Below are 23,571 nucleotides of genomic sequence, written 5' to 3'. Positions count from 1 at the left end.
AGAATTAGTTAATACCGTGCATCATTTTCTTTAATTTAGGATTCAATAGTAATAAAATCACTGCTGCTCCCATTGGAATTGCTGCAATAATTAAGAAGAAAGTAGACATAGAATATGTTTCAGATATTTCATCAATATAAGATCCTGTCATTCCTGCAATAAAGTTTGCTATTGCTGAAGCTGTAAACCACAATCCGAACAATAATCCTGCTAAACGCTTTGGTGATAATTTAGAAACATAAGATAGTCCTACTGGCGATAAACAAAGTTCTCCTGTTGTATGAAAGAAATATGCCAGAATCAACCAGATCATACTTACCGATGCCGAAGTTGCTCCTTGAGGAATACTATTAGCTCCTAAAGATAGTACAACGAAACCTACTCCTACTAAAGCTAATCCCATAGCAAATTTAACTGGTCCTGAAGGATTCCATACTTTCTCCCATAACTTACTAAAAGACGAAGCTAAAGTAATAATGAAGAAGGAATTTAAAATCTGGAACCAAGAAACAGTTACCTCTGTTTGCTCAAGACTAAATTCTCTATATACTTTCCAAATCCCTAATATCCAAATAAGCACAAAAGAAATCGCTGTAAAGATAATAGTTAAGGGATACGCCTTATAAATTTTCTTTCCTAAACCATAAAGCACCCAAGTAACAATTATTATCGGGAAAATGGTTAAAATAGCATCTACCCATTTAAATATGGTTCCCGTGCTACCTTCTAAAATTCTTTGCGTATAGTCTTTAGCAAAAACAGTCATAGAACCTCCTGCTTGCTCAAAAGCAAAAAAGAAAAAGATACTCGCAACCATTAATACTCCAACTACAACTAATCTATCTCTTACAACGTTAGGAGCTAACACTTCTTCGTCAGACTCTTCTGCTATTTTTTTTAATTCTTCTTTTGTATGTTTTTCTGGCTTCGCACCTATATCTCCAAAGATTTTTGTTCCAAAGTAAAACTGTAGCATTCCGAAAAGCATGAATACTCCTGCTAATCCGAATCCATAATGCCATCCTACTTTTTCACCTATATATCCACAAAGTAACATTCCTAAGAATGCTCCTGCGTTAATACCCATGTAGAAAATAGTATAACCTGCATCTTTTTTAGAGCTTGAATCTGGATATAAATTACCTACCATAGAAGAAATATTCGGTTTGAATAAACCATTTCCTAAAATCATTAGCACTAAACCAGCATAAAAGAAATAAGGATGAATTCCTTCAAAAGCCATAGATAAATGCCCTAATGTCATAACCAAAGCACCTAATAAAATTGCTTTTCTAAATCCAGTAAATTTATCAGCAATAATACCTCCCAATAGCGGGGTTAAATAAACTAAACCAGTATACCAAGCATATAACTGCATGGCATCGGCGTTGTCCCATTCCCAACCTCCTGCAGCTATTTCTGTAATTAAGAATACCGTTAATAACGCACGCATTCCATAATAACTGAAACGCTCCCACATTTCTGTAAAGAATAATATGAACAGCCCTGCTGGGTGCCCCATTACCATTTTATCATCAATACCTTTTTTCGCGAGATGCGCAATTAACGCTGGATCTTGTTCTTGGCTCATAAGTTCTGTTTTTATAGATTTTCTTTAATATAATTAGTCATTTTGGTATACAAATGTAAACGTGTGTTACCACCATAAATACCGTGGTTTTTGTCTGGATAAATCATCCATTCAAATTGTTTATTAGCCTGAACTAATGCTTCAACCATTCTCATAGTATTTTGCACGTGAACGTTATCATCGGCAGTACCATGAATTAATAAATAATCTCCTTTTAATTTATCGACATGATTAATTGGTGAATTATCGTCGTATCCACTTGCATTCTCTTGTGGCGTTGTCATATAACGTTCTGTATAAATAGAATCGTAAAACCTCCAACTGGTTACAGGTGCAACAGCAATAGCCATTTTAAACACATCGTTTCCTTTTAATAAAGCATTACTACTCATAAAACCACCATAGCTCCATCCCCAAATCCCTATACGACTTTGATCGATATATTTTAAAGCGCCAAGTTTTTTCGCGGCTTCTATCTGGTCTTCTACTTCAAATTTCCCTAACTCTTTTTGAGTGACTTTTTTAAATTCAGAACCTTTAAAACCAGTACCTCTTCCGTCAACACACACTACAACATAGCCTTGTTGTGCTAGATGTTGGTGCCAATAATCGTTTGCACTGTTCCATTTATTCGCTACTTGTTGTGACCCTGGACCTGAATATTGAAACATAAATAATGGATAGCTTTTAGACGGATCAAAATCTTTTGGTTTAATCGTCCACATATTTAGGTCATTACCATTTACAGCAATGGTACTAAATTCTTTTGCAGAGACTTTATATTCCGCTAAGTCTTCAAGCACCTTCTTATTATCTTTTATTTGCTTAAGTACTTTTCCTGTTTTAGCACTGTTAAGCGTATAAATAGGTGGTGTAGATGCATTTGAAAACGTATTGATAAAATACGTGAAGTCTGCGCTAAAATCGGCGTAATTAGTTCCTGTATTAGCCGATAAACGTTGCTTTTTAGTTCCATTTAAGCGTATTGAATAGATATCGCGGTTAATAGGTCCATTCTCTACCGATTGGTAATAAATTGTATTTGACTTAGCGTCGAATCCATAATAATTAGTGATTTCCCAATTCCCCTTAGTAATTTGGTTAATGAGTTTTCCTTTTTTATCATGGTGGTAAATATGATTATAACCGTCCTTTTCACTAGTCCATATAAAACTATCATCTTTTAAAAAGGTCAAATTATCGGTAACATCAATATAGGCCTTATCTTTTTCAGCAATAGCGATAAAGGCCGTATTTTTTTTAGCATCAATCATCCATAGATCCAATTCATTTTGGTGACGATTCATATACTGAGCACTTAGTACATTTGCATCGTTAGTCCATTTTATTCTTGGAATATAAAAATCATAATATTCTTTATCCAATGTCACTTCTCGCGTATTTTTACGCTCTAGGTCGTGAATGTGAAGCGATACAATAGCGTTAGCTTCACCGGCTTTTGGATATTTAAAAACGGTTTGTGTTTGGTACAATTTATCACCATATACATCCATTGAGAATTCTGGTACCAAAGTTTCATCAAAACGAATAAACGCGATTTTATTACTGTCTGCATTCCACTCAAAAGCGCGTACAAAAGCAAATTCCTCTTCGTAAACCCAGTCGGTTATACCATTAATTATTTCATTTTTAACACCATCAAAAGTGATTTGTGTTGTTGTTCCCGTCTCTAAATTTTTAACAAAAATGTTATTATCACGGGCGTAAGCCACCTTTTTGCCATCTGGAGAAAAAGTAGGCTCTTGAATCTTTTCAGCAGCCACCTCAGTGACTACTCCTGTTTGTGTATTAAATACGTAGTAGTTCCCTAAGGTAGAACGTCTAAAGATAGACTCTTCATTGGTTGCTAATAGCACTTGGTTTTCATTAGCACTAAACGTATAATCTGAGAAATAACGCAACTCTTCAATGTCGCCTGAACTGACCAAAGTTTTCGTTTTTTCTAGGGTATTATAATCGTAAATATCTATTGTTGTGGTCCCTGTGGTTCTATCGAAGTTTAAAACTGAATATTGTTTTCCGTTTTTTAAGGAGTGGAGCGCATCCATTCCTTGTGTTCTAAACGTTCCATTCCAAATTTCCTCTAGGGAAATTTCTTTGTTCTGCGCTGATAATAAAGAGGTTGCTAAAAAACAAGTAAGAGCAATAATTTTATAAAATCTCATTTAGCCTAAGTTAAATTAAAATAATGCCAAGTTTACTAAAAATTACGCAAAAAATAACTAATATTAACAGTTAATTACTCCATTTGAAGCAATTGTCTTCGTTTTATACCCGTACATAATTACTACAAAACAAAAAGTTAACAAAAGCGCAAAACAATTTTCATTTATAATGAGAATAGTATCTTTGTCTCTCAAAATTATAGGACATGCAAAAATCAGTTTCTGGATTTTCAAAACTTACCAAAACCGAAAAAATAGAATGGATAGTAAACCACTATCTATCAGGCTCCAAAGCATCAAAGGACACCCTTTTACAATATGTAAATTCAGATGAAAAACTACAACAGTTACACGACGAATTTATAGAGAACACCATTTCCAACTACTATTTACCGTTAGGTATCGCTCCAAACTTTAAAATAAACGATACGCTATACGCGATCCCTATGGCGATAGAAGAGAGCTCGGTAGTTGCTGCAGCAAGTAAAGCCGCAAAATTTTGGATGTCACGTGGTGGATTTAAAGCCAAAGTCATAGCGACAACAAAAATTGGTCAAGTACATTTTATGTTTCCAGGTGATAAACAGAAGTTGCAAGCCTTTTTTAACGCCGTGAAACCACAGTTATTAGAAGACACTAAAGACATCACCAAAAACATGGAGGCTCGTGGTGGTGGTATATTAGATATTATTTTAAAGGACAAAACCTCTGAAATTGATGGGTATTACCAATTGCATGCGACTTTTGAAACCCTAGATGCCATGGGCGCAAACTTTATTAACTCATGCCTCGAACAGTTTGCAAAGACGTTTAAAGCGGAAGCTAAGAACCATTTGGAAGCCCCCGTAGAGATTGTGATGAGTATTTTATCTAATTATGTTCCTGATTGTCTTGTTAGAGCAGAAGTATCCTGCCCGATTGAAGATTTAAAAGATAAAAATATTGCAGACCCTGAACTGTTTGCTAAGAAATTTCTGCAAGCAGTTTCTATTGCCGAAGTGGAACCCTACCGTGCTGTAACTCACAATAAAGGTATTATGAATGGGATTGATGCCGTCGTATTAGCAACAGGAAATGATTTTAGAGCTATCGAAGCTGGTGTGCACGCCTATGCAGCTCGCAACGGCAAATACTCTAGTTTAACACATGCTAAAATTGAAAATGGCGTGTTTACATTTTGGACAGAACTCCCGTTAGCTTTAGGGACTGTTGGCGGATTAACTAATTTACACCCTTTAGTAAAAGTGGCTTTAGAGATATTAGGAAAACCTTCGGCCAAAACATTAATGGAAATTGTAGCTGTTGCCGGATTAGCACAAAATTTCGCTGCTTTAAAATCACTCACTACAACGGGTATCCAAGAAGGTCATATGAAAATGCACCTGATGAACATCTTAAATCAATTTCATGCTACCGATAAAGAAAAGGAAACCATAATACATCATTTTAAAACACATACAGTAACGCACAGTGCAGTAGTAGAAGCCATAACAGCCCTAAGACAATAAAATGACACAGTCTTTCTATAGTAATGGTAAACTTTTAATCACCAGTGAATATGTAGTTTTAGATGGTGCACTTGCCTTAGCATTACCAACAACCCTAGGACAGCATTTGGATGTAGAAACAATTTCTGAACCAGAAATACAATGGATAAGTTTAGATGAAAACAATGCCATTTGGTTCGAGGATACGTTTAATTTAGAATTATTAACTTCTACTTCTAAAACCTCCAAAAACCCGGTATCTCAACGATTAAGTAGTCTTCTTAAAATTGCAAAGCGAAACAACCCTGAATTCTTAAGCACAAACGTAGAGGAACGCGGATTTAAAGTGACTACGAGATTAGATTTCGCACGTGATTGGGGTTTAGGCTCTTCCTCTACTCTTATTAACAACATGGCACTTTGGGCGAATGTAGACCCTATGACTCTTCTATCGCACACATTTGGTGGTAGTGGATACGATATTGCCTGCGCGCGCCACAACACTCCTATTTTATATCAAGTGGGTGACCCTGCAAAGGTGCAGGAAGTCGGTTTCGATCCTTCGTTTAAAAACGAGTTGTTTTTTATTCACAGAAACAAAAAACAAAACAGTCGTGAGTCGATAAGCACCTATAAACAGAATAAAACCAACAGTAAAGCCATTATTAAACAGATTGATAGTATTACCTCGCAATTACTAAATGCAGGAAACAGGACGGAATTTGACGGCTTAATAGGCCAACACGAACGTCTTATTGGAGTAGTCACCAATCAAACACCTATAAAAGAAGATTTATTTCCGGATTATAAGTATGCGATTAAAAGCTTAGGGGGCTGGGGAGGTGATTTCATTTTAGCTACCGGACCAAAACCGTATGTTCACGATTATTTTAATTCTAAAAGCTACACTACCATACTCTCGTATTCCGAGCTTATTTTAAACAGCTAATCCTATATCTAAATACACGGTATAAAAAAAGGTCTGACATTAAAAATGTCAGACCTTTTTTTTATAAACTTAAATACTAGCTTACTGAATAGTATTGGCTCTATTATCTTCTATTTCGGCAGCGTCTTTTAATGCGCTTAATAATCTTGTGTTCACTGCATTTAATTTTTGCTCTCCAACTTGATTTGCATACGACTGGTAGTTATCTAATTTAACAGCTGGTGTCTTTTTAGTCACTTGAATCATATACACTCCTTTTTCACCTGCAATTGCTTTTGAAGTCGCACCTTCTTTTAATCCGAAAGCCGCTCCCACAACCATTGGCTCCTTACCAGCACCTGCTAGAGTCGGGTTTTTCATATTTACAGCAGAGGCCGTTTTTACTGACTGCCCTTCAGAACTAGCAAACGTTTCTAAGCTTGAAGTATCAGCTCTGTTTTTTATTAATTCTGCTTTTTTCTCTTTTCTAATTGCTGGAATTGCTGTTATTGAAGCATCTTCAACATTCATTAATCCCGCTTCATTTTTAGCCGTAACTTGTACAACTACGTATCCTGATGACACTGGGAAACGTTTAATATCTCCTACAGATCTTGTTTTCTCAAAGGCCCAACGTACAATTTCTCTTTGGTTTCCAACACCCGGAATGTTTTCGTCTAAAACTCTAACACCAGTTACAGGAAACACTGGTAAATTACTTTCTTTAGCGTAAGCTTGAAACTCTTTATCTTCTGTATTTACTACAAAGTTAGAAGCTTCTCTAAATACTTTATCTTCAGTTTCTACAGATGGCTCGATATTTCTAACCACTGTCGCTAACTTATACGCATTTAATTCGTTTTTCTGGTCTAAGATCTCAACAACGTGAAAACCGAAATCAGTTTTAACAACAGCTAAATCTCCTTTTTTGTTTTCAAAAGTATAATCTCTAAACTCTGGAGTCATAGTATTATATGTATACCAATCTAAAACACCTTCTGCTTCGTTACTTACTTTATCGATAGAGAAATCTAATAAATCAACAAACTTAGAACGGTCGGTCTTAATTACTGCTAATAAACTATCAGCTGTTTTCTTTGCTTCAACCTCAGTTTGAACTGTTTCTGGCGCTGCAGCACGAGAACCTACAAATGGAATTAGAATATGTCTTGCTTTTACCGAATCCGGTAATTTAGTCTGTGCAATTAACTTAGTGATTTTAAATGCTTTACCATCTTTATACGGACCATAAACATCACCAACTTTTAATTTAGAGACGCTGTCTTTTAATGTTCCAACAATTGAAGACTCTAAAACATATGCATCGTTGAACTTTACATCAGAGTTTTCGTTTACAAAAACACCTGCTTTAGCTCCGCTCATGTTTGCAAAACCTACAACCGTATCATTTTTCTTAGTCTCAGCATTGTAAGAAACGCTTCCTTTAATTAATGAGATTAGTTCGTCTTGAATTAAATTCTCATCTTCTAAGGAAGCCACTTCATCAAATTTTACATACTGTAAATTTCTAGAAGCTTCCACTTCATATTCTTTACCATGTTTTTGAACGTAGCTTTTAATATCTGATTTAGACACTTGGATTGTACTATCAGCAATAGACGTGTAAGGAACTTGAACAAATTTCACATCTACTTTATCACCTTCTAACTTATGTTCTAATGCGCCTTCTGCTAAAGTTGCAGTAGTTCCTGCTTTTACCAAGTTAAAGTAAGTTTGCTGCAATGCTCCAGCTGATACGTTATCCTCGTAAGCGATCCATTGTGCATAAGCTTCAGGAGACGTCTCTTTAAGGTTTGCGATATAAGCATTTAGTTTTGCTTCATCATAAACACCTTCTTCATTTAAAAATTGTGGACTAGACTGTAAATTTGCTCTTAACAAATCTCTCATTTGCTGTCTTCCTACATTTAAACCTAATTTTTCGAATTGTGTTTCCATCACTGCTTGACGTACTTCAGCTTCGTAAACCTGGTTCATTATTTGAGTGGTAGTCGCATTTGGATTTTGTTGCGCCTCTACTCTTGCCATAAATTCTTGACGAGAGATGTCTTTTCCATTTATAGTCGCAACTACATTTGGAGATTTAGAAAATAATGCATTTTGATTATCAAACAAACTTGATAATACAAAAGCGAATAAGGCTAATGCGATTACTAATATTAAAACAACTGTTTTTTGTCTTATTTTATTTAAAATTGCCATCGGTTTAATAGATTATATGAAATATAGTGGGCGAAAATACCATTTTCTATTTAATAATAAAAGGAGAATTTATCATTAATTAATTTAATTTTAACAAAGCGTATCTTTTTACTGAAAACAGTGATATACTAAGACTTACTATTACTCGTCACTTTTAACTTTTAGGTGCACTAAATCCACTTTAGTGTTTGAAACTTCTATAATTTTAAATTGAAAATTATCTATGGTAACAATATCGTTTTGATGCGGAATTTCCTCTGTATAGTCCAAAATTAATCCTCCTAAGGTTTCATAATTCTCTCCTTCCGGAAGATCTAGCTTAAACTGTTCGTTCAAGTAATCGACTTCCAATCGTGCAGAAAAGACGTAGTTATAATCGTCTATCTTCTCTTCGGTTAATACGGCGGTATCGTGTTCATCTTCTATCTCCCCTAATAACTCCTCTACAATATCCTCGACAGTAAGAATACCAGATGTACCACCATACTCATCTAAAACCACAGCCATACTTTTTCGTTTCTTAATAAGTATGTTTAATATATCGTTAATTAACATGGTTTCTGGAACAAATTTCACAGAAAGCAACATGGCCTTTATTGTTTTTGGTTTCTTAAAAAGTTCGAAAGCGTGAACATAACCAACAATATCGTCGATAGTTTCTTTATAAACTAAAATTTTAGAACATCCTGTTTGAACAAATAAATTATTTAAACTTTCTACCGTATCATTTATTTCTACCGCAATAATTTCCGTCCTTGGAACCATCACCTCACGCGCTTTAACATCGGCAAACTCTAGAGCATTTTGAAAAATCTGAATTTCACTATCAACTTCATCATCCTCTTCTACAGACTCCATTTGCTCACTTATGTAATTCCCCAATTCGACTTTTGTAAAAGCCAATTGCACTTGATCGCCTTCCGTTTTAAAAAACTTACGCAATACAAAGTCTGAAATCCATAATACGAAATCTGAAATCCAAGAAAACAGAGCATAAAACACATAAGCAGGGAATGCGAGTATTTTAATAAGCGTGTTAGCGTATATCTGAAAAAATACTTTAGGCAGAAACTCTGCAGTAAATAAAATTACTAATGTTGAGACTACCGTTTGTGTTAACAAACTTAAATCGGTAAGCAAATAGATAGCGAATGCATTGGTTGTATCTGTTAACATAGATTGAAACCAATCGACTAACAAGTCACCCATAAAAAAACCGTAAATTACCAAAGCAATATTATTACCAATAAGCATGGTAGCAATAAACTTAGAAGGTTTTGCGGTGAGTCGTTTTAGGATAGTCGCTAAAAAACCACTTTGCTTTTTTTCGATTTCAATATGAATTTTATTTGCCGAAACATAGGCAATCTCCATCCCTGAGAAAAAAGCTGAAAGCAATAAGGATATAATTATTATTGAAATAATAATAGTGGTGGACATCTATTTTTTTTGGTCTTTATTATCGAACTTCTTATTGAATTTCTGTCTAAAGAAAAACATAAAAATCGCCAACGCCCCTAATAGTAAAGAAGAATAGGCTCTTGTTTCTTCAACTCCTCCCCAGTTTTCATAGGCGTCATATAAAAATAAAACAGCGAATACTAAATAAGCGTATTGAAAGATTTTAAACAATTTCATTATAATAAATTTTAAAGTAAAGGTAAGAAAAATAAGTGGTTAAAAACACCTATTCTAGAACAGCAAATTGTCCGCTAATCTCTAGAACTTCGGCTTTTGTAAAGTCTTTATCGGAATCGAATCCGTTACCGTGGGTAATGTAGTCTGCCGATTTATAGGTTACGGGCAAGTTAGTAAAGACCCACTCTTTACTTTGATCGTAATACAATTGCTCTGCAAACAAGGTATCGTTTTGCGCTGTTGCAACAATGACATTGCCTTGTAAATCTATGAGGTCGGTACCTTCATAACGAATGGCATAGTCGGATATAATAGTGCTTTTTTGGTTTTTGGTATCGTAAACATAAAGTGTTAAACCATCTGGAAACTCTGAGTAACCAAATTTACGGTTTCCAAAGTCATACATTTTCGGACTCAAAAGATTGGCTACAACACGTCCGGAATCGGTGCGTTTTGCATTCATATTCTCGGCAATACCTAGCGGCTCATTTTCCGAGATTCCAATCTTTTTAATCGCCTTGAAATTATCTTTACACGAAAAAAACAGAGTCACAGCTAATGCTATGACTCCGTATTTAATTGTATGTAAAAAGCTTAGCTTCATTATATATTAGGCACTTTTACAGTTCTCTGAATCCAACATCCAATCTGAATAGATTTCCCAGCCATACTTTCGTTAAAGATTTCAGTTTTCGACGGTGCTAAACCTTCGTATCTTGACGCTGTAGACGTACTTCCTGCTTTTCTTGCTTCGTCTGCTGCTAACCAAAACACTGCTCTTTGAGAGAAGTTATCCGTTCCACAGTTTTTAGCACTACTAGAATACATTGCTGCAATTTGTAAGTGCGGACTCTTATCTGATGGGTTCGCATTTACCGCATTCATATAATACGTTCTTGCTTGACCGTAGTTTCCAACCGCTTTAAACTTAGAAGCAATCTTTTTGTATAATTTAGCTTTTTTAAAGTTATCAGTTTCTAATCCGATAGCTTGCTCATAATAAGCACGAGCTTCACTAGACTTTCCTTCTTTATCTTTTAATATCCCTAAGTAATATGCAGAGTTTGCAGACGGACTTAAGTTGTGGTATGCATTTACTAATTTAAAGAATAACGGATCACTAGTACAGTCTTTAGCCGACATTCTTCCTGCTGCTCTTTGTAACCACGTTGCATTTTCTTTATTAGCTTCGAAGTTTCTTTCGTATAAAGGAATTAAATTTTCACAGTTCGCTCTATTTCCTAACTCAGAATCTACACTACCAGAGATTTGATCGAACGCAGATAATACAGACGTATAATATCTTTTGTACTGTCCTTCTCTTTTTGTTAAAGCTGTACCAGCTTCTTCTTTGGTAACAATTTTATTTAAACCTACTGATGCTTTTTCGATTTCTACATCAATCTTTTCAACAACATCATCATATTTGTCAAATAACTCTTGAGCTGTTTTTTTATCCGCATCGTATAAATCTACCATTAACTTAAAGTAAACATATAAACTTTTAGGGTTTTCAAAGGTGTCTTTATCAGATGTAAAAGCAGAATCAAAACAGTTATATAATTGCTCTTCGTTTAATCCTAACTCAGCTCTATTGTCATATTTTAATTGACATTTTTTAGCATCGTACTCTCCTTTAGGAGTGATTTTAGCGAAATTTAAAGCTCTTTCGTCCCACATTTTAATAAGGTCGTTAATAAAAGCAACTTTTTCTGCTCCAGTAGCATTTTCTATTTTGTGGTCAAGAATTTTCTCTCCGTATACATAAATTGCCTTGTTGTATTTAGGACATTCTTTTCTTAACTCCATAAACGGTTGGTATGCCGCCTCAAAGTTTTTAGATTTTGTGTATTCGGCCATTATAGAAAGCTTGTTTCTACACTCCTCTTCATTTTGACCAAAACTAACGTTCAGCCCTAAAAACAATACTGCAATTAATAATGTGATCTTCGTTTTCATAGTTCTATTTTAATTCTTTGTTAGTTATACTTCCTTTTTTCAAACCATCTATCATTTAATGATAAACTCATATTGAAATTCACAAAATTCTCTTGAATCAGATTCGCATCGGTAGTACCGCGTTTTCCTACTTCAAAACCTAAATTGGCATTAGAGAATAAGTTTCCAACTGGTAACCCTACTCCAAAAGATATGCCAAACTCTTTTATTGATTGATCACTAACATTCAAACCAGTGTTTTCAAATCGCATTCCTGCTCTATAAACCGCTCTACTCCAGTAGCTTGAAAAAGAATTATATTCAGGAATAAAAAATCCTCCAAGAGACACTCTCGAAGCATCTTCGAATTGGATAGTTTCTACACCATTAGAGTTCTTATAAGAATATAACGGATTTGAGAACTCACTCGTCTTCTGAGTTTCATACTCTATACCAGCAAACCATTTTCTAGGCTCACCAATACCTGCTCCAAACGTCAATTTGGTTGGCAATTTTAATTCGGTTTCTAAAAGGCCAGATCCCAATAAATCTGCATCTAAGCTGTTAATTACATACTCTATATCATTAGCTCCAATTTTCACACTCGAAAACGTACGTTCATTCTTGGAGTTTATACTAGCTGAAGGACTAAATGTAAATGAGGACTGTAATTCTAATTTATTGCTTACCATGGTTTGATAATGCAAACCAAAATTAAAATTCAACCCACTTAATTCAGACTTATTATCCTCGCGGAAGTGAGATTGCAACAATTCGCCTTCATTATTATACCTTATGAGTAAGGTGTTATTTTCTATGCTTCCAAAGTTATAACTTGCATCGACACCGACACTTAATCCGTCAATAATTTGATATCCCGCTCCAAAAAAGGCTTTATTCAAACCACCTTTCCCACTAAAACGCGTATCTAATTGCTCGTCTGCACGAATGGTTTCTAATTTATAACCCACAGAAGAATATGGCAACAAACCAATTCCAAAACCAAATTTACCTACAGGTACTGAGAAAGCTAAGTAATCGAATGTTGTCGTATTTACCTTAGACTCCCCTGAGTCACTCTTTAAACTAGTAGATGTATGACTTCCGCCAACTGTAAATTTTACTGGTCTTGTTTCCCCGTTGTATGGTGTCATTTTTAAATTAGCACCAGCATAACTAGCTGGGTTTCGCAAATTAATATGCACACTGTCTTTATAAACACTGAGCCCCCCCATACTTTTGTTCTCGACAGTACCTTTAAATTTGAGACTTCCAATACCATAAATTGAATATGGAGATTGCGTGCCTTCTTGGGCGTAACTTTGAATTGCAAATAGCGCAATAAAAACTAATACAAGTTTTTTAATCATTAGTTTGTGTTAAATTGTAAAATAAAATTCAATCCCTCTAAAAGGAAATTTGAGTTCGCAAATATGCTACTTTTTAATTGTTTAGACAACATTTTAGCGTCTCCTCCTGTTAAAATAACTGTTAAATCGTTATTTTTTTTTCGATAAGCCTCTATAAATCCGTCAATTTCGAAAACAACACCATTATAAGCTCCAGAATGAATAGCTTGATCTGTGGCATCACCAATTAACGAATTTGAACTCTCTGGCAATAATAACGGTAATTTTGCAGTTTGATTATACATTGCCTTATAACGCATTCTTAACCCTGGTGAAATTGCGCCTCCTAAATACTCATTATTTGCGTTTATAAAATCGTAAGTAATACAGGTTCCCGCATCTATAATTAACACGTTTTTATTCGGGTATTTTTCAACTGAAGCACAGACTAAAGCGATTCGATCTATACCCAATGTTTTTGGAGTCCTGTATAAATTTTTAAAAGGCAGTGGTGTTTCGTGATCTAAAATTAAAAGATCGAGGTCTTTTTTTAACGATTCGAAGTCGTTTAAATCCGTTTTTCCGACCGATGAAACGATTGCTTTGCTGATGTTTTTAAATTTTTTCTGAATTTCTTTAATTTTTTTAAAAATATTTTCAGATTCAACCTGAACCCGGAACAGTATTTTACCACCCTCAAAAACAGCGAGTTTAGTCTGAGTATTTCCTATATCGACAATTAAATTCATAGTGTAATTTGATAAAACACAAACTTACAAAACGAAATTTTATAAAATTTGTTTTGTAGATATTAAAATAGCTCTTATATTTGCAACCGCAATTAGCACTGGTGCCTTAGCTCAGTTGGTAGAGCAAAGGACTGAAAATCCTTGTGTCCCTGGTTCGATTCCTGGAGGCACCACCAGAAAACCCTGAAAACTTTGTTTTCGGGGTTTTTTAATTTTAAGCACTTTCAAACTTCTACTTTAATTCAACACCTCCCTTTCTTTAGGAACACGGAGCATCAACAGGAACGCCTTTAAATTTTAAGAAAATCATAACATAGTATCTACGTAAATAGTGATGGAGATAAGACTAATTGTAGTAGTTTTACTAAATTACATTTGATTTTTGAATTCATTAAATAACATAGAGCCCCCAACATCTAAAAAACGACGATTCCGATTTGTTCGCATCACGTTTCGTATACTTTTAGGCCTTATACTAGCACTATTTTTAATTATTTTATTTATAAGAAGCCCTTGGGGCCAACGCATAATCGTTGATAAAGCGGTAAATTACGTGTCCAACAAAACCGATACTGAAATCGCCATAAAAAAACTATTTATAACTTTCGATGGTAATATACAGCTAGACGGTTTGTATTTGGAAGACACCAAAGGAGATACCTTAGTGTATTCAAAAACTTTAGAAGCAAACATCCCGCTGTTTTCCATGATTAAAGGAGGCGCTTATGGAGTGGACCAATTACGTTGGGAAGGCTTACGCGCAAATATTATCAGAAGAGACACCGTAACTGGTTATAATTTTCAGTTTTTAATCGATGCATTTGCTCCTTCAGAAGAAACAGGCACTAAATCAGACTCTTTAAACTCCCAACCTTTAAATCTTACCTTAGGACAGTTTAAATTTAAAGCTATTGATATTGTTTTTGATGATGAAGTTGCTGGTATAAATAGCCATTTTACAATTGGTAGTCTCGATGCTACATTAAAAAAGACCTCTATTGAAACCATGTCTTTTGACGTCAAAGACATTACTTTAAAAGACGCTAATATTAAATTTACCCAGAAGCCTATTGCCATAGATACTACCACATCAAAAGTACCTTTACCTAAATTTTCTGTCGAAACCCTTCGTCTTCAAAATGTACTTGCGTATTACGAATCACACCCCGATCGCATTATAGCAAACCTTGCTATAGATGAGTTTTACACCGAAATCCCTCAAATTAATTTAGCAGATAACGCTATTCAGTTAAAAACTATTCAACTAAAAAACTCTTCAATTCTTATAAATACAGAGACTACAACTAACGGAATAACAGAATCTCTTAAAAACACGAAAGAAGACGCTAAAGCAGATATATTAACTTTTAATTGGCCACAACTAACGGTAAATATTGATACGATTGATTTAGAAAACAACAGTATCGATTACCGAGTTGGTAACGCAAAACCTACTAAAAACAACCTAAACCTTGATGCCGTTTCACTTAGTGATTTCACCCTAAAAGGGAATTCCATCTTCTTAAAGAACAAAAAGGCTGGAGCAAGCATCAAACAGTTGACAAGTAAAACATATTCTGGACTTAACTTAAAGCAGCTCGATTTTAATTTGCATGTAACAGACACGCAGTTACAATTAGAAGATTTTAATTTCAAACTTAATAACACAACTGTTTCAGGACTAGGAAGTCTATCTTACACTTCCCTTTCTCAGCTTATAACTACGCCAGAACCTACACAAATAAAAGTAGATATACCCGCGTATAGCATTGCTTTAAAGGACATATTCAAACTTCAGCCTGAGCTTAGAAAAAACCCATACCTCGACTCCTTAAGTAAAAAACAAATTAGCGGACACTTAAGAGCAAACGGCACTTTAGCAACCATCAAATTATCTAAAGCTAGATTAAACTGGGGAAAAAACACACAACTCTCGGCTAATGGCATTATAAAAAACAGCACGAGACCGGAATTACTACATTTGGATATCCCGAGTTTTTCGGTACAAACCAAACGTTCGGATATTACAACGTTTATAAATGAAAAAGAACTAGGGGTTAATTTACCTGAAGACGTGCTCTTAACAGGAAACGCTAAAGGCACTTTACAGGCTGTTCAAACCCAAATAAAACTTACTACCTCACAGGGGATTGCAAACCTTAGAGGGCAGATTGCCAACACAGACACGATTTCTTTTGATACAGATATCTCTATAGAACACTATAAAATCAACGAGCTCCTTAACAATCCTAATTTCGGTCCTTTAAGCTTAACCCTACAGTCTTCAGGAAACGGAAAAACCATAAACGCCTTAAATGGAAATCTAGACCTTACAATTTCTAGTTTCGCACTTAATAATTATACGATTGAAAACTTTAATATCAATTCAATAATTAAAGATGGTAAAGGTAAAATCGCTTCTAAATACAAGGATAAAAACTTAGACATCACCTTGGATTCATCGATAATTTTAGATTCTATATCCCCTGAAGCTACAGTTGAATTAGATATTAAAGGTGCTAATTTACAAGCCCTAGGCTTCATGGATCGCAACGTAAAAACGGGCATGAAAGTTTTTGCTAATTTTAAAGGAAACAGTACTAATTATGACGTTTCCACACACATAGATAATGGGGTTGTTATTTATGATAATAGAACGTATTTATTAGGTGACCTAAAAGCCATGGCACATGTAGACAAAGACACGACATCGGTTACTATAAACAATAAAATGCTGAATCTTATTTTACAATCAAACACCGACCCTAAAACATTTAGCACCTCATTAAGACGTCACGTGCTAAGTTATTTTTACGACGACGAACGAGCTCCAGATAGCATTTCACGTCCCGTAAATTTAAAACTTGAAGGACGAATTTCTGAATCCCCAGTGCTTAACGACGTGTTTTTAGTAAATGTCAAAGATTTAGACACTATCAATGTTTCTGTCCGCTATAACGAAAAAGCACGAACGCTTAACGCTAATATTACAGCGCCGCATATTAATTATAGCGACAATAAGTTAGACAGTTTAGCTTTTTCGATGTCTACAGACCCAAACAACTTTAAGTTTGACCTCGGGTTTAAAAACATCTCAGCCGGACCTTTAGAAGTGCCAAAAACCATAATTACTGGAGACCAAACTGACACCGGTTTCTTACTTAATTTTTTAGGCTATCACAACAAGAAAACGCTAATGAATGTTAATACTAAAATAACATCATATTCTAAAGGCTTGCGATTTACTGTGCTTCCAGACAGTCTGATATTAAATAAAAAGAAATGGATTATTCCCGATTCCAATGAAGTTATTATAACCGATAAAAATTTCGAATACAAGGATTTTAAAATTACTCACGGAGAGCAATCTATTGAAATCACAGATAAGCTAAACACCATTTCTAAAAGCCATATGGCGGTAGCATTTAATAATTTTAGCATCAGTGAATTTTTTAGTTATTTCAATCCCGAAGCACGTATTGCAAACGGACAATTAAACGGTGATTTTATTATTGTAGACCCTTTTAGAGATACCGGAATTATTGCCGATTTAAACATTCAGCAACTAGAAGTACTGCAAACGGATTTAGGCACCTTAAAAATTGACGCTAAATCGTTAGGAGACAGTAATTACGATTTTAATGCGACATTAAAAGAAGGAGACATCGACTTAGATTTGGTTGGTGATTATACGGTATCGAACAAAATCGCCAACTTAGATCTTAATCTAGACATTAACACCTTTAAAATGAAAGCCCTTAACACACTTTCAATGGGCGAAATAAAAGATACCGAGGGGCATTTTTCCGGCAATTTCAAGCTTACCGGAACGACATCTGATCCGCAATACAACGGTAATTTAACTTTTAAGGACGCCGGATTTAACATATCAAAATTAAATACCAAATTCACATTAGCGAATGAAAATTTAAAGGTCGATAACCACGGTCTTTCCATGTCCAACTTCACCATTTTGGACGCCAACAAAAACGCGCTCATAGTATCGGGGGAAATACTTACTGAGAACACACTAAACCCTTCATTTAATTTAGATATAAAAGCAAACAACTTCCAAGTTATAAACGCCACTAAGGAGGACAACAATATTTTATACGGCAAGGCTAATTTTGATGCCAATGCTAAATTAACTGGCGATTTACAAATCCCTAAACTAAGTGCAGATTTAACCTTAAGCTCAGACACAAACATCATCTATGTTATGCCTTCTGCATTGGCTAATATTGAAGAGCGCGATGGTGTTGTTGTATTTGTGAATCGTGAAAATCCAGACGATATTCTTTCTCAAACTGAAAAGCAAACAGCTACTGTTCGCGGCTTTAATATTGAAACACTTTTAAAAGTAGGTAAAAATGCTGCCGTTACTATAGTAATCGATGAGCAAACTGGAGATAACTTTAAAGTGTCTGGAGAAGGTGATTTTATATTTACTATGAAACCAAACGGAAGGATGACCCTTACCGGAGGCTATGAAATCACTAGCGGACATTATGAGTTAAACTTATACAACCTTGTAAACAGAAAGTTTTTAATCGCTCCAGGGAGCCGTGTCACGTGGTCGGGCGATCCTTTTGACGCGAAATTAAATGTTAGAGCTATCTATAATTTAGAAACCTCAGCGTCTGCTTTAATGGCTCCACAAATTTCTGGTGCCGACCCTTCAGTAAAAAACAAATACCGTCAAGTACTTCCCTTTAGCGTATATTTAAATATTGATGGCGAATTGCTACAACCAAAAATATCATTTGGCTTAGACATGCCCGAAGAACAGCAGGGCGCAATTAGCGGCCAAGTTTACGGGCGTGTGCAACAAGTCAACCAACAAGAGGGCGAGTTAAATCGCCAGGTATTCTCACTATTGGTTTTAAATCGTTTTTACCCAGACTCGCGAAGTGACGGTAGTTCTGGGGGATTTGCGACTATTGCTAGAGACAACCTTAACGATGCTGTTTCTGGACAGTTAAATGCATTTTCAGACAAAATCTTAGGAGGCTCGGGTATAGAGGTTGACTTCGGATTAAATAGTTATACCGATTACCAAGGAGACACACCTACCGATCGTACGCAGTTGGATATTGCTGCTCAAAAGAAATTATTTAACGACCGCCTAACCGTTCGAGTAGGAAGTGAAGTAGACCTTCAAGGTAGCAGTCCGGCAGGAGAGGAAGCTCCGATTATTGGGAATCTAAGCTTAGAATACACCTTAACGGAAGACGGAAGATACCGCTTTAAAGGGTTTAGGAAAAGTGAATTTGAAAATGTTATCGACGGACAAACCATAGTCAGTGGAATAGGGTTAATATTTACTCAAGAATTTAATCAGTTTAGTGAGCTTTGGGATGCTATTTTGCGGTCTCGAGAAGCAAGAAAAAGCAAACGCAACGCTAATAAAGACACCACGAAGAAACAGAACGAAGACGACGCTAAAACTTCAAAAAGTAAAGACCAAAAAAAATAAAATTTGAAAGCAGTTATAAAACATATCTCTTACATAGGACTATTAACTTTATTATTATACTCGTGCAGTATTAAAAAACACCTACCCGAAAACGAGCGCTTATACACTGGAGCTACTGTAGAAATAGAATCTAAAGAAGCGATTAAAGATAGAGAGCTCCTCGAGTCGGAGTTGGAAGGTGTAATACGACCTGAACCTAATTCTAAATTTTTAGGCATGTATTCAGGATTATATTACTACTACAAAATGCAAAAAGAAAACCCGGGTTTTATAAACAGATGGCTGTACAAGCGCATAGGTGAAAAGCCTGTATACCAGTCTGACGTAAAACCTTTCGAAGTTGAGGACATCTTAAGAAACCGCTTAGAAAATCACGGCTTTTTTTATAGTACAACAGCTTCAACTTTTCAGGAAAAAGATATTGAAGCCTCAGTAACCTACACCTTAAAAGTTCCTAAACCTTATACTCTAGCCCGCTATCAACTCGACTCGATGCCATCACCTGTCTATCAAGATGTTCAACGCGCATCAAAAAACACATCTCTTATAGAAGGGGTGCGTTTTAATCTAGAGCAGCTAAAGCTAGAACGCCAACGTATAGATTCTCAATTAAAAAAAATAGGGTATTATAATTTAAATCCAGATTTTTTCATTTTTGAATCTGATACCACGCAATATAATGACAAACGTTTTGATTTATTTTTAAAATTAAAAGAAAAAGTACCTAGCAAAGCCATAATTCCGTACGTTATACGAAAAGTTAACATCTATCCAGATTACGATTTACAGGACTCTATAACAAGACGTTCAGAACGATTTAATAATAAAACGTATTATCAGGATGATTTATTTTTTAAGCCACGGCATTTAGATAAGTTTATTACCATTAAAGAAAACGCTTATTATAGCCCAGAAACCTCAAGAAACACAGCTAGGCGACTTTCTAGCATTGGCGCTTATAAATACGTTAATATTCAGTATAAAGAAATAGACTCAACAACTACCGATCATTTAGGAGCCTTAGCGGCTAATATATATTTATCACCTTTAACAAAACGTGCGTTTCGTGCAGAATTGCAAGCCGTTACAAAGTCCAATAATTTTGCAGGCCCAAATTTAGCTTTAACCTATAGCAACCGGAATATTTTTAAAGGAGGAGAAACCTTTAATGTAAGTTCTAACATAGGTTACGAAACACAATTAGCTAGAGGAGACTACGCAGGTTTAAGCAGTCTTGAATTAGGACTTAAAGCCGAAATGATTTTTCCACGAGTGATTAGTCCTTTTAAAATAGATGAAGATTTCTTTGAATACTCTGTGCCAAAAACTAAAATGAGTTTAGGCACAAATTATTTAAACAGAAGCAAACTATACACCTTAATTTCTGGAACAGGTTTATTTGGTTATACATGGGACTCTAACCGCTACGTTACCTACCAATTCAATCCGATTTCTATTAGCTACACAAGCCTATCTAATACCACGCCTGAGTTTCAAGAGATTTTAGACAATAATCCGTTTTTAAAACGCAGTTTCGACCAACAGTTTATTTCGGGTCTCACATTTTCTTTCACCTATAATGGTATGGTTGACCCCGATAATTCTAGTCCGTTTTTCGCAAATACAACATTAGACATTGCAGGGAACTCTATAAGTCTTTTTGACAAAGAAACAGAAGCTGGCGAGCCCAATGCCTTTTTGGGCTTGCAATATGCGCAATACGCAAAAGCAGACATTGACTTAAGATTACATTTAAAGTTCGGGGAGCAAAGAGAGCAAACCTTAGCGACACGACTCTTTGCTGGTTACGGACTTCCTTATGGCAACTCGGACGTTATCCCATTTGTAAAGCAATATTTTTCCGGCGGCCCCTATAGTGTTCGCGCATTCCGAATCCGATCGCTAGGCCCAGGAACCTATAACGAAGGTAACGATACACAAAGTGACGGCACTTATTTTGACCAAACAGGAAATATTCGTTTGGAGGCTAATATAGAATACCGTTTTCCGATAGTCTCATTCTTTAAAGGCGCTGTATTTGCCGATGCTGGAAACGTATGGAATTCAAAGCCAAATCCTACTTTTGGAGGAAGTGATAAATTTACCTCTAACTTTATTAATGAATTAGGCATGGGAGCTGGTATTGGTTTACGTATCGATGTGCAAGGGTTTGTTATCCGATTTGACTTAGCAGCACCTTTTCACGACCCGTCTTTACCAGAAGCCGAACGCTATAATTTTAATATTGATGAAACGGTACTCAATTTTGCAATTGGCTATTCATTCTAAGGGTAATCTAACCGTCTTAATCTTTTCACAATTATCGAGAAAAGTTTTACAACTCCATACTAATTTATACTTTCGTTTAAAACCGAAACACAACACGTATAGATATATTATTTTATTGAATTTGAAACCCTATTTAAGCGCAATTACACGGTGGTTTTAAAATAATGCCAAATATATAACCTGTATTGTGTTAAGTATTATTTATCTTTTCGACTTACAACCTAGCAGCCTAGCAAGGCTCACATTTAAATACTCTTAAAATGCAAAAAACATATTACGATCCGGCAGACTTAAAAAAGTTTGGAAAAATTAGTGAATGGAATCAAGAACTTGGTGATAAATTTTTTGATTATTACAGTAAAGTTTTTGAAGAAGGCCACCTAACCGCTCGCGAGAAATCACTTATCGCTCTTGCTGTAGCACATACAGAGCAATGCCCTTACTGCATTGACGCTTATACAAAAGACGGTTTACAACGCGGTATCACCAAAGAGGAAATGATGGAAGCCTTACACGTAGGAGCAGCAATAAAAAGCGGAGCAACCTTAGTTCATGGGGTTCAAATGATGAATAAAGTAAATAAACTAGAAATGTAATTCCTGATTTTTTAAACATCGTTTTAAAAAATCAGCTTACATAACACACTATAAACACCCTTTTAATGAGCACACAATCCTTACAGAAAAGAGAAAGTGATTTAGCAAATAGCAACAGGCAACTTGATATTTTATCCGGTGGCATTTTTAAGACTGGCGAACTACCAACTTTTAAAGATAAAATCGCCGAAACCAATCAGTTTCCTTTAAAACCTAAGAAGCTAGAAATCCTTCAAATAAACTTAGGATATATGTGCAACCAAGTCTGCGAACATTGCCATGTCGATGCTGGTCCCGATCGCAAAGAGATTATGACGCGCGAAACGATGTTACAATGTCTTGAAGTTATTAAAAATACTGGGGCTCACACCTTGGACTTAACAGGTGGCGCCCCTGAAATGAACCCTGATTTTAAGTGGTTTGTTCACGAGGCCTCAAAAGCAGGTATTAAAGATTTTATCGTCCGTTCCAACCTAACAATTATTAGAGCTAATAAAAAATATCACGATCTGCCTGATTTCTTTAAAGAGCATAACGTTCACGTCATATCATCTATGCCTCATTATACCCGAGGAAAAACCGATAAACAACGTGGTAGTGGCGTTTTTGATAAATCAATTAAAGCCTTACAAGAACTTAACGCTCGTGGTTATGGTATGCCCGGAAGCGACTTGCGCTTGGATTTAGTTTACAACCCGTCGGGTGCATTTTTACCTGGAGATCAAACCGCTCTTGAAAAAGACTTTAAAAAGGCATTAAAAGAAGATTTTGATATCGAGTTCCATAATTTATTCGCGATAACCAATTTACCAATTGCGCGTTTCTTAGATTATCTTATCGCTTCAGAAAATTATGAAGATTATATGTACTCGCTAGTGGAAGCCTACAATCCTGCAGCCGTTAGTAATGTGATGTGTACCAATACCATTTCGATAAGTTGGGATGGTTGGTTATACGACTGCGACTTTAACCAAATGTTAGATTTAAAAGTAGCCAGTAAAGTGCAACACATTAGTGACTACAACGAAGCCTTACTAAACGACAGAAAAATTATCATTTCACAACATTGTTATGGTTGCACCGCAGGAGCAGGAAGCAGCTGTCAAGGTAGTGTTGCTTAG

Annotated in this window: 15 protein-coding genes and 1 tRNA gene; 7 read left to right on the top strand and 9 right to left on the bottom strand. The window is 35.5% G+C overall.

The window, feature by feature from the left end:
- Positions 1-4: 4 nt before the first annotated feature.
- Together BLV64_RS09465 and BLV64_RS09460 are read right to left on the bottom strand one after the other, a co-directional pair.
- A complete protein-coding gene (locus tag BLV64_RS09465; RefSeq protein WP_092134487.1) occupies positions 5-1,591 on the bottom strand; it encodes a peptide MFS transporter in 1,587 nt (528 codons plus the stop codon).
- 11 nt (positions 1,592-1,602) lie between these two features.
- Positions 1,603-3,777, bottom strand: coding sequence for a S9 family peptidase (locus BLV64_RS09460; RefSeq protein WP_092134484.1), 2,175 nt, complete (start codon positions 3,775-3,777; stop codon positions 1,603-1,605).
- 206 nt (positions 3,778-3,983) lie between these two features.
- Here BLV64_RS09460 and BLV64_RS09455 point away from each other — a divergent pair, with 206 nt between their 5' ends.
- Together BLV64_RS09455 and BLV64_RS09450 are read left to right on the top strand one after the other, a co-directional pair.
- The gene (locus tag BLV64_RS09455; protein WP_092134482.1) at positions 3,984-5,285 is read left to right on the top strand and encodes a hydroxymethylglutaryl-CoA reductase, degradative; all 1,302 of its coding nucleotides are present in this window, start codon (positions 3,984-3,986) and stop codon (positions 5,283-5,285) included.
- A gap of 1 nt (position 5,286) precedes the next feature.
- Complete coding sequence (locus BLV64_RS09450) at positions 5,287-6,213, top strand: GYDIA family GHMP kinase (RefSeq protein WP_092134479.1); 927 nt, start codon at positions 5,287-5,289, stop codon at positions 6,211-6,213.
- Between the two features lie 81 nt (positions 6,214-6,294).
- Here the strand turns inward: BLV64_RS09450 and BLV64_RS09445 are convergent, their stop codons facing one another.
- The 7 genes from BLV64_RS09445 to BLV64_RS09415 all read right to left on the bottom strand — a co-directional run bounded on the left by BLV64_RS09445 (position 6,295) and on the right by BLV64_RS09415 (position 14,089).
- Positions 6,295-8,415, bottom strand: a complete 2,121-nt coding sequence (locus BLV64_RS09445) for a peptidylprolyl isomerase (RefSeq protein WP_092134476.1) — start codon at positions 8,413-8,415, stop codon at positions 6,295-6,297.
- Positions 8,416-8,556: 141 nt separating this feature from the next.
- Positions 8,557-9,855: a hemolysin family protein gene (locus tag BLV64_RS09440; RefSeq protein ID WP_092134473.1), complete on the bottom strand. Its 1,299-nt coding sequence runs from the start codon at positions 9,853-9,855 to the stop codon at positions 8,557-8,559.
- The gene (locus tag BLV64_RS09435) at positions 9,856-10,053 is read right to left on the bottom strand and encodes a hypothetical protein (RefSeq protein ID WP_092134471.1); all 198 of its coding nucleotides are present in this window, start codon (positions 10,051-10,053) and stop codon (positions 9,856-9,858) included.
- A gap of 49 nt (positions 10,054-10,102) precedes the next feature.
- A complete protein-coding gene (gene lptC / locus BLV64_RS09430; RefSeq protein WP_092134468.1) occupies positions 10,103-10,657 on the bottom strand; it encodes an LPS export ABC transporter periplasmic protein LptC in 555 nt (184 codons plus the stop codon).
- Positions 10,657-12,012: a hypothetical protein gene (locus BLV64_RS09425; protein WP_092134466.1), complete on the bottom strand. Its 1,356-nt coding sequence runs from the start codon at positions 12,010-12,012 to the stop codon at positions 10,657-10,659. Before BLV64_RS09425 ends, lptC begins: the two co-directional genes overlap by 1 nt.
- 20 nt (positions 12,013-12,032) lie before the next feature.
- Positions 12,033-13,361, bottom strand: coding sequence for a BamG family beta-barrel-assembly machinery protein (locus tag BLV64_RS09420; RefSeq protein WP_092134463.1), 1,329 nt, complete (start codon positions 13,359-13,361; stop codon positions 12,033-12,035).
- The gene (locus BLV64_RS09415) at positions 13,361-14,089 is read right to left on the bottom strand and encodes a type III pantothenate kinase (RefSeq protein ID WP_092134461.1); all 729 of its coding nucleotides are present in this window, start codon (positions 14,087-14,089) and stop codon (positions 13,361-13,363) included. The genes BLV64_RS09420 and BLV64_RS09415 overlap by 1 nt, the downstream gene beginning before the upstream one ends.
- 100 nt (positions 14,090-14,189) lie before the next feature.
- On the opposite strand from BLV64_RS09415, the gene BLV64_RS09410 reads away from it, so the two are divergent.
- The 5 genes from BLV64_RS09410 (at position 14,190) to arsS (ending at position 23,571) form a co-directional block, all read left to right on the top strand.
- A tRNA-Phe gene (locus tag BLV64_RS09410) sits at positions 14,190-14,265 on the top strand.
- Between the two features lie 206 nt (positions 14,266-14,471).
- Entirely contained in the window at positions 14,472-19,565 is a 5,094-nt protein-coding gene (locus BLV64_RS09405; RefSeq protein ID WP_245705891.1) for a translocation/assembly module TamB domain-containing protein, read from the top strand.
- Positions 19,566-19,568: 3 nt separating this feature from the next.
- The gene (gene tamL / locus BLV64_RS09400) at positions 19,569-21,854 is read left to right on the top strand and encodes a translocation and assembly module lipoprotein TamL (RefSeq protein ID WP_092134458.1); all 2,286 of its coding nucleotides are present in this window, start codon (positions 19,569-19,571) and stop codon (positions 21,852-21,854) included.
- Between the two features lie 260 nt (positions 21,855-22,114).
- Entirely contained in the window at positions 22,115-22,450 is a 336-nt protein-coding gene (locus BLV64_RS09395; RefSeq protein WP_092134456.1) for an arsenosugar biosynthesis-associated peroxidase-like protein, read from the top strand.
- A gap of 65 nt (positions 22,451-22,515) precedes the next feature.
- Positions 22,516-23,571, top strand: coding sequence for an arsenosugar biosynthesis radical SAM (seleno)protein ArsS (gene arsS, locus BLV64_RS09390; protein ID WP_092134453.1), 1,056 nt, complete (start codon positions 22,516-22,518; stop codon positions 23,569-23,571).

The sequence above is a fragment of the Bizionia paragorgiae genome, from assembly GCF_900107625.1.
GTDB classification, from domain to species: Bacteria; Bacteroidota; Bacteroidia; order Flavobacteriales; family Flavobacteriaceae; genus Bizionia; species Bizionia paragorgiae.
The sequence above is the reverse complement of the archived record's forward strand: the minus strand, read 5'-3'. Positions and strand labels throughout refer to the sequence as shown.